A 13874-nucleotide genomic window follows, 5' to 3' on the forward strand; every position below is an offset into this window, starting at 1 on the left:
CAAAACCCCAGTGGATCTATACTTGCTCTCCGTTTCCATTATTATTATTTCCTTGATTTACATTAGTTTACCCGACACTAATACTCGCAATCCAGGCTCCATCTATAACAAGCCAAAATTGGCCGATTAAACCCGAAAACCAAGGTTAACCAGCCAATTTTGGCGTCTTATGCAACAGTGAGTTTACCAACTTGCCGAGCAAACTCAGTCCGACCGGCAATCAACTGCCGCCGATATTCGATACCATCAGCATTGTTGATATCGATCCAAACAGAATGCCAAATTGCCTTGCTACCCTTTTTGGTTGACGTCTTCGACGCGGCATAGTCAGCCACACTCAAAGTCGAATCCAACACAACAACCCGGTGTGCACCATTGTTGGCCGACCAATCCTTTGGCACCCTCACAGTAGATAACACAACTCGATGGCCGTCGCTTAATTCATGGGTTTCGTGGATAATAGGCATCTTACACCTCCTGGCCGACCGTACGTTTGGCCTGCCCGATAAGGTCGGTAGCCCAAGAAACAAGGCTCTCAACAGCATACGCTTCGCTCGCCACGATCTCCGCGTAGTCATCGTCCATGTCGGTGTAATCGACATCATCTGCATCGATACCGACAACTACATATGCCGCAACACGCTTAGGAATGCGATGCCCGGAGCTCAGCATAAGCTCGTGCTGGCCATCTTCAATAGTCAGGGACAGCACGGATGGATTGTTGCTGACTAGGTTCTCACCGGCTAGCTTTTCTCCGATCAGCTGCTGCAATTCAAATTTGGATATCATGATACTCGGTCTCCACAGGCCTGGGTTAGCTCTACAATTATGAAACCACGACTCATTCATAATTACCTAGAAACTAAGCACTTGCAAAACAGAATACGTCCACTGCAAATTCCTCAGTGAACATATTTTGCTCAGATATCTGTGGACAAAAAGAAACCCCAGTAATGCCGGGGTTTCTAATTCAATTTGGATATCTGTAGTCTGGGTCTACCATTTCGAGTTCGACGGCCTCAGTATCGGGGTAGTCAGGATCATAGATCCTTGATTGCTCGGCCAGGAAATCTTCATACCAACTCTCAGAAATCTCCATCGCTAGAGTGCTCCCAGGGATTCTAGGCTTGTGTTTATGCGCGTGCGAGACTTGATTTCAGCGCAGATTACCATCGGCAGGGCTCTCCGGATCCAGGTGGGGGTTGGCATGGCACCATGAGCTATCTGCACCAGCTCAGCCAGCTCAATGCGATTATGTTGACACAAGGCTTTGGTCAGCCGCTCGGGATAGCCAGCGCCGTAGAGTGATTTGCCGATTTGTGAGATTGCCGTGCTCATTATGCGCACTCCTCAGATGCGATTTCCTTGGCGGCCGCACGCATAGCAATTGAGGTTTTCTCGGCGCTGATTGCGGCGGACTCCAGAATCATGGGTAGGCTGGAGGAAACCCAGCCCGGCACTTCATCCTTTGCGCGCCAGACTTTAATGGAGCGCGGGCTGAGACCGTGACCGGTGTATTTCACGCGTGTGCCCGCCAAATCCCGCGATAGCCCATCGAGCCATCGTTTTCCGTACATTAATGTCGCGGCGTTTTCGAGTATTTTGAATTTCATGTGAGTTCTCCTTTAGATCAAGGATAACCCTGGGATGCCGCAAATACAGAGTAAATGAGCACTTCGTTATTTACATTGGTAACCTGCAAAATTCACAGTAAACAAAATAGCAGTGTTCGACTTGCTGGTATTTTACATGCTCAATAGAGTAAGATTAATTATGTTTGGGGCAAACGAAAATGAGCCAAGAAACTGATGCTGAAAAGCTCGCCGAAAAGCCGGAGCTGGCTTACATGGTGCTGCCGCACGTTGCGGATGATGATGATGGTGATGAAATCGAGTGGCACCTCCTGACCGGCGGCCTGGCCCGGTAAGCTATCCAATTTGGATCATAGTCGACATGATCTAAACGCGGATTGCCAAACCAAGGGTCACCGAGGTATCAAGCTCGCTATGACCAATATGGCAAACCTCGCTTCGTTCATACGAGCCTGATTCCTCAAGGGTTTCAGTGTGGCGCAATCGCGCCCTGGGTTTGCTATAGAATATAAGGTCATCCCATCATGACTACGAAAACACGTTCGATCGGTAAACGTCGGCCGCCGAGCACTCTGCATGCAGCTCTGGAAGCTGCGAAAGCGCGGCCGACCATTGTGCAGGGCTATGATGAATGCGGCGACCCGCTCGATGTAAGCTCAACACAGAAACCGGATATCCGAGAAGCGGCTGCGACCATGATGGTGATGGACGCGCTGACTGATAGGGATATCGAGCGCATCCGGATGCTGGATTCGTGTGTTGTTATTGAGTGCGAGGTCGCTTGGGAGAAGTGGCTTTCTGAGCCGATCTGGAATCTTGTTGACAAGGAGATTTCGCGACTCAATGTGATTCCTTCGTCTAAAGCTGACATCCCACCCGAGGATCGCCTGAGGAGTTTTCCGGAAACGACGGTTGTTCTGTGCCGCAATATCGAGGAGATCGCTCCGGAATATGCTGGAGCTTACGATGTCCGACTCAGGATTTCTGGACTTAGCGCAGATCAACTCAAGCGTCTCATCGGAACCTCGCCTATCATCGAACGCGAGCTCACGGATGAGATTGCTCTCTCTGTGAGTGCTGTCCGGCTCTTTATGTCGGCGCACAAGGAGGCATCGGGTGAGGCGATTTTCCAAAAGTTGCTCACGATTTACGCGGCCGAGAAGGGTGTGACTTCTAAAAGCGCAGTGAGCCACAAGTCGAAGAGCAAACCATACCTTGATCTCGACTACATTCACGGCATGCCGGAAGCAGTAAAATGGGGTCGCGATCTGGCCGAGGATATCCGGGCTTATAAAGCGGGTCAGCTTGACTGGTCGGACGTTGATCCTGGTGTGCTAATCGGTGGTCCGCCTGGCACCGGGAAAACCATTTTCGCCCAGGCTCTCGCAGAAAGCTGTGGAATTCCGTTGATCGCGACTTCCTATGGCGCTTGGGGGAGAGCTGGTCATCAAGGCGAAGTTCTCAAAGCTATGCGTGCAGATTTCAAACGAGCCAGGGAATCCGCGCCATGCATTCTTTTCATTGATGAACTGGATTCCATTCAAAGCCGAGGAAACTCAAAGAGAAGTGATGACTGGTGGTCGACAATCGTAAATGCCCTACTGGCTGAACTCGATGGCGCCGAAGCTCGTGATGGTGTTGTCGTGGTCGCGGCGTCTAACTATCCGGACAAGGTCGACCCCGCCATCCGGCGTGCCGGTCGATTAGATCGCGTGATCAAGATTGGTCTGCCAGATCGTGTTGCGCTGGCTAAAATCCTGCGCGACCATTGCTACGAGTCTGACGTAGATTTCGATCGGATTGCTCAACGCATGGTCGGCAAAACAGGTGCGGATTGTAAGGCCCTAGCTCGCACTGCAGGTCGGAGAGCGCGACGTGAAAAGCGCGAACTGAAAACTGAAGATTTCCTGCAGGAATTGAAGTCATCGCAAAAACCGAGAGCTCCCGAACTTCAATACAGGATTGCAATTCATGAAGCGGGCCATGCTCTGCTTGGGAGTCTTCAAGGGTCGCTGCATTCTGTGTCGATTCTGAGTTCGGGTATCACGTCGGGTGGCGCAATTTTCGATGACCGATCTGCAGGTAGCGTTCGAGACATCGACGACATGATTCGTGACTGGCTTGCTGGACGTGCTGCTGAGGAAGCCATTCTTGGCAGGGTTACAATCGGAAGTGCTGGCCATGCGTCAAGCGACCTGGGATTGGCGACGGTTTTCGCAGCGAGTTTGGAAACCGAGTGGTGTGTGGGTGACTCCGGTTTGAGCTGGCGAGGCGAAGTGAACCAACACAATATCGGAAATCTACTTGCCATGAATCGCGATGTTGCGGGTCGTGTTGAAGCTCGGCTGCAGAGACTCTATTCGGAGGCTTTGGAAATCGTCCGGCATCGGAGTAACGCGGTCGTCGCGATTGCAGAGGTTCTTATGGATCGAGAAATCCTGGATGGGCATGAGGTCGCTGAGATTATCCGGATCAACAAGCCCATCATGGTTTCGAAGAGAGCTAAGGCGACTGACGTGATGGGCATGCACTGAGATGGCCAAAACTTGGTTTGTGGCAGACACACATTTCGGGCATCGGGGAATCATTGAGATGTGCTTCCGGCCGTTCGCGAGTATCGAGGAGCACGATGCGGCGTTGATCTCGAATTGGAATTCGAGGGTTGGCGGCAGCGATACCGTATATCATCTCGGGGATTTTAGCCATCGATCCGGCCGGGATTGCTCGCACTATTTAGATAGGCTCAAAGGTAAGGTCCATCTGATCCACGGCAATCATGATCGTGAAGCAACCCGCGCTGATGAAAGATGGCTGTCGTCAACACCGATGATGCATATCAATCATCAAGGCCACCACATTACACTATGCCATTACGCAATGCGGGTTTGGCCCAAAAGTCATCGCGGTTCCTTACATCTGTACGGTCATTCTCATGGTCGATTGTCTGGTGACCGGCAATCTCTAGATGTCGGGGTAGACTGTTGGGGGTATTACCCGATTTCGCTCGATGAAATCCTTGAGCGTCTGCAAACTCAGCCTGATTGAGGCCAGCCGTGAGAAATGTTTTCATTGGTGTTGAAGTTTCATCTGACCTAAAAATGGCAGCCAAAATTGCCTTGTGTTTTGAAGATGGGATTAGGATCTCGTATTCGATCAAGCCACGTAAACCCGTGGATATCTCTGCAGTCGAAGGCGGCCGCGATGCAGAGGATGTCGCGCTTCTTGTCGACGCCCTCATTAATCACGATGATATCCAACTCGTGTCGGAGCACCCTAATGCGGATGCCAGATTGCTTAAAATTCTTCTGCAAGCATCGCACTTGAGAATGCCAAAACGTGAGATCGCTGACATCGACGAAATCCTACGGCTTGAATGCGTCAGCCTATACGATCTGGATCTTCCAGAGGATGAGGTTGACGTTGAGATTCGCCATGTCATCGCACGCGCGAAAGATAACCTTCGCGGCACCAGCGACGATACTCATGGCGCGCTCGCTAAGGCTAAAAGGCTGTCTGAGCTGCTTACGGAAACCAAAAGACTAGTCGACGAACGCCTGAGCTGACCCTATTTTCGTCAACAAAACACGAAAATGCCCGCTAATGCAGTTCTAAGGCCCACTGACGCGTTTCTGGTGTCTGTGAGGGATATTGTAGTCCTAGAACACAAATTGCTAACCAGCGACCGTTTGCTGATGATGATTTTGTTGACAGAAGACGAAAGTCGTCAACAAAGTATCGCCATCAATAATAAACAGATGACTTGCTTGATATTTGCGCACTGTATTGAGACCATGGATTACGCGCTAGAAATAGCGTCAAATCCCGGGAAGGAATCAAATAATGCGCAGTTTCTTGGCCAGTTTGGCATCCATAATCTCAAAGCTAATCTCAATGCCGGTTACCACCTTCAAATTTGTTGGCGGCAAATTCATAGCCGTCACTGAGGCTGTGTTTTCGACGGCGTGGGATATCGTCACCTTGCCGATCACTATCGCATCTGGTCTTGCGCAGTCGCTCATTGGCAAGCCCTCCAATCCAGACCAAGCCGCCCATGACGCTCGGGCGGCCGAGGAGGAGCACCAGGCAAACCTATCGAAAAACGAGAACGCAAAGCTTGATAAGCAACGCACTCTTCGGGAAATCCACGCCCTGGCGACGGCCTATTCCGGAGGGCAGGGGATTCCCTATGAGCCGGAGCATTCTTGCTTGGCAAAGTCGGACTACACGTATTTTGGATGCCTCTCTCGCGAGGAGGCGCTTAAACTGGCTAGCTTAAAGCCGGATGAGCTGGCTGAGTTTTGGTCAGGCTCACATGTTGAAGGTGTTCGCTCCAGGGTTGAGATTGCCGATCTGCAGAAGGCTGCCCTGGTCGTAAGAGAGGTGGCGAAGGCGAGGGCGGTCGGCCAACCACCCAAGGAACGCGATTTGGCACGGCTATCGGGCCCTCAGAAGGCATACGTCATTTCGGCTAGGGCGCTGGACTGCGATGCGATCGTCGAGATGTCGCCACGGGAGCTGGTAGCGGTCCTCGGTCGACTGGATCATGGTTTAAAGGAGGTATCCGAGCCCGAGGATACCGTGGATCCCGTAGCGGCTAGAAAAGCTGAACTCCGGGCTATGGTTCGGCAGTCCTTAATCTCGAAGCCTGATGAATCGACGGTTTCCCGGCGTTTCGGAATCTAAATTTGGTCGGCAAGACATGAAAAAGCCGCCCAGGATTTCCTGAGGCGGCTTAACTCATATAAAGAAGCCTAGATCTCAGGCAGCCATCTCAGCCGCGATCTCCTGCATCAGGCCTAAGTCAACCTGGGCACTCGCCAGCTGACCACGAACCAACGCCAGTTGCGAACGAAGGAAATCACGCTCGGTTTGGACATCGCTCAGTGCGACGCGAGCATGACTCAGCTCGGTCCGCATATCGCTGAGCGTCCGCCTCAAAACGTCCTCGCGAGCACCGGTCGATGCAGCGGCCGCACGAATATGCGACCGCTCAACAGATTCGCGACCTGCTGCGAGCAAGGCAAGGCCAATTCCGGCGACGCCGACATTGATGGTCGAGTGCATCTGGTGAGAAACATTATCAGCGTAGCTCATGATGGGCCTCCTGAGTCCTGGATCCACTTCGTCAGTGGCCAATGCTTATATCGGTAATCCCATTTAGATCGGTTTGTCAACTAATTTTGCATAAGATATTGATTTAGATCGGAAAACTTGACTCGGGATGAGCTGAGCGTTATATTTTAGTAGACTCCTCTCCGCGTGTCCGCTGATACGTCGCGACGCCAAGAGGTGTTTTCGTTTCCTCCCGGAACGTGGCCGCCTTGGGATCTACCAAGGCGGCCTTTATAATTTAGCGCTCTGTAGATGAGGGGGCAAAACGAGATGCCCCTGAATCCTCAGCGCCAACGTTTTGTTGACGAATATTTGGTGGACCTATCACCGAGTCGAGCATCGATTAGAGCTGGCTATTCCGCCAAGACGGCTCCGCAAATTGGCCAAAATCTGATCAAGCGACCCGATGTCAAAGCCGCAATCGCGGAAGCAATGGCTCACAGGGCGAAGAGAACTCATATTAGTCAGGATCGCGTTCTTAGAGAGTTAGCCAGAATCGCTTTTGCAGACATCAGGGACACCGTTGAGTGGTCCTCATCAGGCATAAGCATCCGTGACTCTTGGGATATCTCCGATGATGCGGCCGCCGCCATTTCTGAGGTATCGGAAACCCGGACAGGCAAAGAAGTCCGAACCAGCGTCAAGCTCCGGGATAAAATGGGTGCGCTCGCAGTGTTGAGTAAACATCTTGGCATTGGTTTGGCTCCGGTGGACGAGGACGACGGATCAAGGATTGCTGACGATGTCGATCCGGAAATCCAAGAATAAGAAGTCCTTCATAAAACGTGAAAAGCTCTCCAAGCCGCAATATGAGATCTACTCCTGGGGATGGAGATCTGAAGCGAGATTTCGCACAGCAGTTTGCGGCCGTCGCTTTGGAAAAACTTTTCTAGCAGTTGAGGAAATCCGCAGAGCTTGCCGTGAAGCGGTGAGACTGAACATCAACACGGACAACGAAATCTGGTATGGCGCGCCTACATTTCGCCAGGCTAAGCGTGTCTTCTGGCGCCGACTGAAAAAGGGGTTGCCGCAATCCTGGTTAGCATCGAAGCCTAACGAAACCGACTGCAGTATTGTGCTCAAATCAGGGCATGTAGTTCGATGCGTAGGACTCAACGAATACGATAACCTCCGTGGAAGCGGACTCTGGTTTTTCCTTGGTGACGAGTGGCAAGACGCACCGCCCGAGGCATGGACGGAAACCATTCGCCCCATGCTTTCCACCGCCGGTGGGCACGCATTATTTATAGGAACACCGAAGGGTTTTAACCACTTTCGCGACAATTATATTGACGGCCAGCCAGGCGGAGAGCCCGATTGCAAGAGCTGGAAGTATACAACTCTTGAAGGTGGAAACGTCCCAGCAGACGAAGTAAAGCAAGCCCAGCGGACCCTAGATTCCCGCACATTTGAGCAAGAGTACTGCGCGGACTTCAAAACTTTCGAGGGTCGCATATTTTACGCATTCACTCGTGATGCAAACTCAAACGATTTGGGAAGCATTAGGGCTAAGGCCTACGATCCTGCGAAACCCATCGAACTGGGCATCGACTTTAACATCAATCCAATGTCATGCGCTGTGCTTCAAAATCACGATGGCGCGGATTATCAGATTGATGAAATTGTAATCAAGACATCGAATACCGATGAGCTGGTTACCGAGATTAGAAATAGGTATTCCAGAAATGGTTCGCTAACTCACATAACAGCCTATCCTGATCCTGCCGGTGCCCAGAGACGAACGTCAGCTCAAGGTCGGACGGACATCAGCATTCTGCAAGGCTCTGGCATGCGGGTAATCGCGATGTCTAGTCATCCGCTTGTGCGAGACCGCGTTAATGTCGCGAATTCTCGCGCTAAATCCGGGGATGGCGCTCGTCGGTTCTTCGTTGACCCACGCTGCAAACACAGCATCGATAGCTATGAGCGCCATGTATACAAAGACGGCACAAGCGAGCCTGACAAAGGCACCGGATTCGACCATCAATTCGACGCCGTTTCATATCTTCTTTTCGGCAAATACGCCTATAAGCCACCGCAACAGCATGCAATCAACATAATGGGTCGCTAAAAAGGGGAGGGGAGCTTACATGGATTGGCATGCTCTCATCTCGCAGCATCCCAAGGACTCGGGTCTTCCTGACAGATGTCACCGCATTTCGGCGCTCACCAGCGTTCTCGATGGGACCTTATACAATGTCATTCGGCACCCATTCAGCATGGAGATGTCGGACGGCGGTGAGTATGTGCCACTGCACAAGCGGAGACCATCCGTTAAAAGCGGTCTATGCCGCACGGTGGTCGATGATTCGGTTGCGCTCCTCTTTTCTGAGGGGCATTTTCCATCCTTTCGGGGTGACGAAAAGGCGGTCGAGGCAATCCAGGCTTTCGTGAAAGCTTCCAAGCTGAACGAGATCATGATCGACGTGGCGACCCGTGGCTCAGTCGGATCGGTTGCTGTGTTGTTTCAGATCCTAAAAGGCGTTCCGTATCTAAAGGTCATGCCAACGGCGTGTTTGACGCCCGAATGGGACCCTGAAGCGCCGGATCAGCTACTCCGGGTGACCGAGAAATATAAAGTCCGTGGCCGCGATTTACGTTTACAGGGATACAATATTCCTGTCGATGCCGACGCTGAGAAATTTTGGTTTCAACGCTGTTGGGATGATCAGGACGAAACGTGGTTTCAGCCAATTCCATGTTCGGAAACCGAAAGGCTTCCTGCTGTCGATTCCGAGCGTTCGCTCACCCATGGCCTAGGTTTCCTTCCGGTTGTTTGGGTCAAAAACTTGCCAGGCGGAGATGCTGTTGACGGTGCATGCACTTTTGAGGCGGCCATAGATACGGTAATCGAAATTGACTATCAGCTTTCGCAGGCTGGACGTGCTCTCCGTTATGCCGGTGACCCTAGACTGATGGTCCGTGATGCCGGTGGTGAAAACAGACCAATCACAGGTGGCGCTTCCAACGCCATCGTGCTGTCCGATCCGGCTGCCGATGCGAAATTTCTGGAAATCAATGGGACGGCGGCAGCGGCGGTTGAGAGCTACGTTCGATATCTCAGGCATCTAGCCCTGGAAAGCATCCACGGATCTCGGGCCGACCCAGAGAAAATGAGCGCTGCTCAATCCGGACGCGCAATTGAAATGTTGAACCAGGGCTTAATATGGCTCGCCGACCGTCTCCGGATTTCCTACGGGGAGGGCGCACTCATGGCCATCGCTCGCATGCTTTGCCTGGCATCTAGCAGGGTTAAAGGCGGCCTGATCATTGGTGGGAAGGCTTACCGTGATCTGGGTGCCGATGGGCTGTCGTTGGCTTGGCCCAGATGGTACGCTCCTACGGCTGAGGACAGGCGGAGCGAGGCGACCACACTGGGTAGCCTGGTGAACAGTGGCCTGATGAGCCATCAGACGGCAGTTTCCGTGTTAGCACAGACGTACGACATCGAAGACATTGATGCCGAGATGTCGCTCATTGCTGCTGAGAAGGCTAAGGCTTTGAAGCAGGCACAGGCTGCGGCGGCGACGATTGCGGCGACGGAGCCACTGGCGGGCTAGGCGACATCTGCATTTCCTGAACAGAAAGTGCAGACTGAACAACCGATCCCATCAATATGGAGAGCCCAATACTGCAGCCGACATAGATGGCCGCAGCGGGCAATCCCACTACCAGCACCCAAGGCCTGATAGGGAAGTGGCGAGATTCAAGGTCAATTCGCCCAACGGTGTTCACTAGCAAGTAAAAGACAAGCCATTCCTGAAGACCTAGACCAATCCAATGAAATATTGGGCGGTGAATAACCGCGCCGATGAATTCGATGCCAGCAACAACAACTAGCCACTGAATGAAATCAAAGACGACTCTTGTGATTTCGTTCAGCCGAGTAGGTGGCTTCCGATAGTTAAACAGCGGCATCGTGTCACACCTAAATTACTGTCCCCTTTCTTAGCAGGGCAGTCTTCACAGCGGAAGAGTCCGCAACAACCTAACAGCCCAACAGCCAGACGGCTCAAATTAAGGACCAGATGTCCATGAGTATTCGTGCCCTAATCAATCCCGCTACCCATGATGCTGAAGGAAACCCTGGTGGAAGCCCGACACCAATGGCAACCACTCCGCCTGCTCAGCCGACGCAAAGCGAAGAGAAAACCTTCACATTGGAATACGTGAAGTCTCTACGCGCCGAAGCGAAGGCGAACCGTGAGGAAGCGGCAACTTTCAAGACCAAGCTTGCCGAAATTGAAACGATGACCGCAGCGCAAAAGGCAGATGCCGAAGCTGCATTAGCTAAGTCCGACAAGCGGTTTTCTGATTTCCAGAAGGCGCTGAGTGACAAAGCAATCCGATCTGAAGTCAAGCTAGGCGCTAAAGAGCATGGCCTAATTGACGTGGATCTCCTCAAGGTGCTGGACACCTCAGGATTCAAGGTTGACGAAGACGGTGAAGTGGTTGCGCCAGAAGGATTCTGGGACGCGCTCAAGACTACAAAGCCGCATTTCTTTCAGGTGACCGGTGCTCAGACGGGCACAACATCAAACACGCGTGGAGCACCTCCTCCCGCAAAGCTATCCGGCAAGAAAGCCAGTGAGCTGTCCGATGAGGAATTCACGCGCGAACTAGCCGCACTAACAAGCGGTAGATAACACAATATTATCGGACACTGGGTTCGACCCCCATGCCGACTTCACACACATAAGGAGAACCCAGCATGGGTATCGAAAACTTCCCCTCTCAGCTTCAGCCAATCATTCAGCAAGGCTTTCTTTCCCGTACTTTCCGGAAGCCACTTACGAGCATTCTAGGATATCGAAAGGTCGCCGAACGCCGGGTCTTCCAGAATCGGGTTGGCCAGACAATCACTGACACAAAGCGCGGTTTGAAGAAGCCGTCGACGACTCCGATTGCGGCAACCGCAAATACGGGCCTCGACAACGGAATGACCTCTAGTCAGTGGTCGGTTGAGCAGTATACACTTGGCATCGACATGTATGCCGACACTGAAGACTTGAATATGGTAACTCAGGGTGTTGGTCTAGCCGCTCAGTTCGTCCAAAACGCAGAAGTGAACGCAACTCAGGCCGCCCAGTCCCTGGACGAGATTGCGCGCAACACGCTATTTTATGGCTCATCCTCTCCTTTGGTTACCGATACGGGCGGATATCTCGGCGGCAATACGCGCGTTGTCGCAGCCCTCACGGCAGATGGTCTTTCCCTGGAAGTCGACGACATCCGTGGGTTCAAAAACTCTGTTTCGCAGGTCCTGAACTCCACTGGCGAGGGTACCGTAGTCGCGATTTCCTCGGCTAATCCGGCCAGCGTTTCCGTAAACGGCGTCGTATACACCTGCATTGGTGCCGTTCCCGATGCAACAAATGTTTCGACCGCTCCCGGTGGAATCTCTGGAACCCTTACGTTCTCGGGCACAAATGTTGCCGAGGCCAATGGTGTTTTGGCTGCCCCCGTGGTTATCAGCACTGCTCCGGTTGTGCTTCGCCCAAATGGCCGGACAACCACGGCAGCCCTGCAGGCTGGCGACACCCTGACGATGTCCATGATTCTGAGAGCGGTTGCGACGCTTCGCAAGAACGCGGTTCCCACGATTGATGGAATGTATAACTGCTATATCGAGGATGACCAGCTTTTGGAGCTGTTCAACGATCCTCAGTTCCAGCATCTGTTCCGCGGCGCCTATAACAGCACGGAATTCAGACAAGGTCAGGTTTTCGAATTGTTGGGTGTGCGTTACATTCCTACAACCGAAGCCCCTCAGCAGGCCTCTCTGGGCGCGGGTCCAATCCTGCGCGCGATCATTGTCGGAGGTGGAGCACTCATCGAAGGAGATTTCGAGAACACGGCTTACTCGGACGTTCCTGATGCAAGCCGCTCGCTCATCGAGATGATTGATGGCGTTGCGATGGTTACGCGCGCACCGCTTGACCGCCTTGATCAGATCATCTCTCAGTCTTGGTACTGGATCGGTGGATTTGCGCTTCCAACGGATGTTACCAGCACTGGTATTATTCCAACGGCCACGAACAGCGCCCTGAAAAGAGCGGTTATATTGGAATCACTATAATCGACTAAGAACAAGGGAGGGGAGGGGTTCTTCCCCTCCCAAGTTCACATGGCTAGAAAACCAAACAACCCAATTTCTCAAGAAACCGAGATACTACCCACGGTTTCTTCAGCAATTAGGTTCTTGCGTCCATACGGATTCGCCGACGAGTTTGGCGACCAGTGGCACTGGCATGCCGGGCAGACGGTGAGAAATCCGTATGTGCTTAGCCTGCTATCGGGACGAAATCCGCCGGTCGAGGCTGTCTAAAAGGAGGGCGTGATGTCTGACACACTAAGCAGCTTCGGCGCCGCCCAGTCCACAGACCCTTTAACTGACACCGAGAAATCGGATATCCGATTTTTTTGCGGCTACGAGATGTATGGAAACTCGGCCGCAGGTTTCCTAGGTTACCGATTCTTCCAAGAGCAAGGCTTCCTGGAATACCGTTTGACTAATGCCGCCCCATCCGAGTGCGCCTCGATCCGGCAGATGCTCTCTGAAATGCAGACCCTACGAACGGCGATTCTAGGCGCCTCTACGATGATGGGCACTGACCAAGCCGCCGTGTGGACCCGCAATAGGAACGAGGCCAGGGATAGAACGGCACTCTATGATCAATGGCGCACTCAGCTCTGCAGATATCTCGGCGTTCCAGCGGGCCCGGGCATTGCCAGTGCCCAGGCCGGTCGGATTATTGTCTAGCTAAATCGAGCGCAGTTTATAACGCATAGTGGATACCGCCGATGAGCAAAACTCTTCGACGGCATCCTGAAACTGAATAGCTAGCGCCTTGCTCGGAAACACAAAACGTAGGTATCCCTTCTTATCAAAGAGATCGTTCGTCTGGTGTTTCTTCAGCGTAAAGCCGAGTCTGCCACCAATGACGGTATCAAGAAGACGTCGGGCTTGGTCGAGAAGTATGTAGATATTTCTATTTGAGCGACGGACCTTCACTCGTACAGAGCGCCTTGATCGGTTGTTGCGAAGTCTAGACGGCGTTTTCATTCTAATCTCCTATTTATTGGATTTCTCTAGGCGGGGTCATCATGAGTCAATCTCAGGCGGCTCTTATACAGGCCCAAATCTACGCAGGGGCTGCGATCGCAGCG

17 protein-coding genes are annotated in these 13874 nt (G+C 52.5%); 11 read left to right on the forward strand and 6 right to left on the reverse strand.

Going from position 1 to position 13874, the window contains the following annotated elements; translation table 11 throughout:
• Positions 1 to 167: 167 nt before the first annotated feature.
• The 4 genes from ACELLULO517_RS15670 to ACELLULO517_RS15685 all read right to left on the reverse strand — a co-directional run bounded on the left by ACELLULO517_RS15670 (position 168) and on the right by ACELLULO517_RS15685 (position 1613).
• Complete coding sequence (locus tag ACELLULO517_RS15670) at positions 168 to 467, reverse strand: hypothetical protein (RefSeq protein WP_227308347.1); 300 nt, start codon at positions 465 to 467, stop codon at positions 168 to 170.
• A 1-nt stretch (position 468) separates the two neighbouring features.
• Entirely contained in the window at positions 469 to 789 is a 321-nt protein-coding gene (locus ACELLULO517_RS15675; RefSeq protein WP_227308348.1) for a hypothetical protein, read from the reverse strand.
• A gap of 312 nt (positions 790 to 1101) precedes the next feature.
• Positions 1102 to 1338 (reverse strand): hypothetical protein, encoded by a 237-nt coding sequence (locus ACELLULO517_RS15680; RefSeq protein ID WP_227308349.1) that lies wholly within the window; start codon positions 1336 to 1338, stop codon positions 1102 to 1104.
• Positions 1338 to 1613, reverse strand: a complete 276-nt coding sequence (locus ACELLULO517_RS15685) for a hypothetical protein (protein ID WP_227308350.1) — start codon at positions 1611 to 1613, stop codon at positions 1338 to 1340. The genes ACELLULO517_RS15680 and ACELLULO517_RS15685 overlap by 1 nt, the downstream gene beginning before the upstream one ends.
• 179 nt (positions 1614 to 1792) lie before the next feature.
• Between ACELLULO517_RS15685 and ACELLULO517_RS28680 the strand changes: the two genes are divergently transcribed.
• The 5 genes from ACELLULO517_RS28680 to ACELLULO517_RS15705 all read left to right on the forward strand — a co-directional run bounded on the left by ACELLULO517_RS28680 (position 1793) and on the right by ACELLULO517_RS15705 (position 6275).
• Positions 1793 to 1927: a hypothetical protein gene (locus tag ACELLULO517_RS28680; protein WP_264481526.1), complete on the forward strand. Its 135-nt coding sequence runs from the start codon at positions 1793 to 1795 to the stop codon at positions 1925 to 1927.
• A gap of 189 nt (positions 1928 to 2116) precedes the next feature.
• Positions 2117 to 4126: an AAA family ATPase gene (locus ACELLULO517_RS15690; RefSeq protein ID WP_227308351.1), complete on the forward strand. Its 2010-nt coding sequence runs from the start codon at positions 2117 to 2119 to the stop codon at positions 4124 to 4126.
• A gap of 1 nt (position 4127) precedes the next feature.
• Positions 4128 to 4637, forward strand: coding sequence for a metallophosphoesterase (locus ACELLULO517_RS15695; RefSeq protein WP_227308352.1), 510 nt, complete (start codon positions 4128 to 4130; stop codon positions 4635 to 4637).
• 8 nt (positions 4638 to 4645) lie between these two features.
• Entirely contained in the window at positions 4646 to 5155 is a 510-nt protein-coding gene (locus ACELLULO517_RS15700) for a hypothetical protein (protein WP_227308353.1), read from the forward strand.
• Between the two features lie 277 nt (positions 5156 to 5432).
• Positions 5433 to 6275: a hypothetical protein gene (locus ACELLULO517_RS15705; RefSeq protein WP_227308354.1), complete on the forward strand. Its 843-nt coding sequence runs from the start codon at positions 5433 to 5435 to the stop codon at positions 6273 to 6275.
• A gap of 75 nt (positions 6276 to 6350) precedes the next feature.
• Here ACELLULO517_RS15705 and ACELLULO517_RS15710 read toward each other — a convergent pair whose 3' ends face one another.
• Positions 6351 to 6686: a hypothetical protein gene (locus ACELLULO517_RS15710; protein ID WP_227308355.1), complete on the reverse strand. Its 336-nt coding sequence runs from the start codon at positions 6684 to 6686 to the stop codon at positions 6351 to 6353.
• A gap of 288 nt (positions 6687 to 6974) precedes the next feature.
• Here ACELLULO517_RS15710 and ACELLULO517_RS15715 point away from each other — a divergent pair, with 288 nt between their 5' ends.
• From ACELLULO517_RS15715 to ACELLULO517_RS15740, 6 genes are all read left to right on the forward strand, one after another.
• A complete protein-coding gene (locus ACELLULO517_RS15715; RefSeq protein WP_227308356.1) occupies positions 6975 to 7472 on the forward strand; it encodes a terminase small subunit in 498 nt (165 codons plus the stop codon).
• Entirely contained in the window at positions 7447 to 8775 is a 1329-nt protein-coding gene (locus tag ACELLULO517_RS15720; RefSeq protein WP_227308357.1) for a terminase large subunit domain-containing protein, read from the forward strand. Before ACELLULO517_RS15715 ends, ACELLULO517_RS15720 begins: the two co-directional genes overlap by 26 nt.
• Before the next feature lie 19 nt (positions 8776 to 8794).
• Positions 8795 to 10264, forward strand: coding sequence for a phage portal protein (locus tag ACELLULO517_RS15725; protein ID WP_227308358.1), 1470 nt, complete (start codon positions 8795 to 8797; stop codon positions 10262 to 10264).
• 474 nt (positions 10265 to 10738) lie between these two features.
• The gene (locus tag ACELLULO517_RS15730; RefSeq protein ID WP_227308359.1) at positions 10739 to 11350 is read left to right on the forward strand and encodes a phage scaffolding protein; all 612 of its coding nucleotides are present in this window, start codon (positions 10739 to 10741) and stop codon (positions 11348 to 11350) included.
• Between the two features lie 65 nt (positions 11351 to 11415).
• Entirely contained in the window at positions 11416 to 12783 is a 1368-nt protein-coding gene (locus tag ACELLULO517_RS15735; RefSeq protein WP_227308360.1) for a DUF4043 domain-containing protein, read from the forward strand.
• Positions 12784 to 13044: 261 nt separating this feature from the next.
• Positions 13045 to 13467 (forward strand): hypothetical protein, encoded by a 423-nt coding sequence (locus ACELLULO517_RS15740; protein WP_227308361.1) that lies wholly within the window; start codon positions 13045 to 13047, stop codon positions 13465 to 13467.
• Here ACELLULO517_RS15740 and ACELLULO517_RS15745 read toward each other — a convergent pair whose 3' ends face one another.
• On the reverse strand, positions 13468 to 13770 hold the full coding sequence (locus ACELLULO517_RS15745; protein ID WP_227308362.1) for a hypothetical protein: 303 nt from the start codon (positions 13768 to 13770) through the stop codon (positions 13468 to 13470). It lies immediately after the preceding gene.
• Positions 13771 to 13874 lie beyond the last annotated feature (104 nt).

Origin of the sequence: Acidisoma cellulosilyticum (assembly GCF_020621385.1) — a bacterium.
GTDB lineage: Bacteria > Pseudomonadota > Alphaproteobacteria > Acetobacterales > Acetobacteraceae > Acidisoma > Acidisoma cellulosilyticum.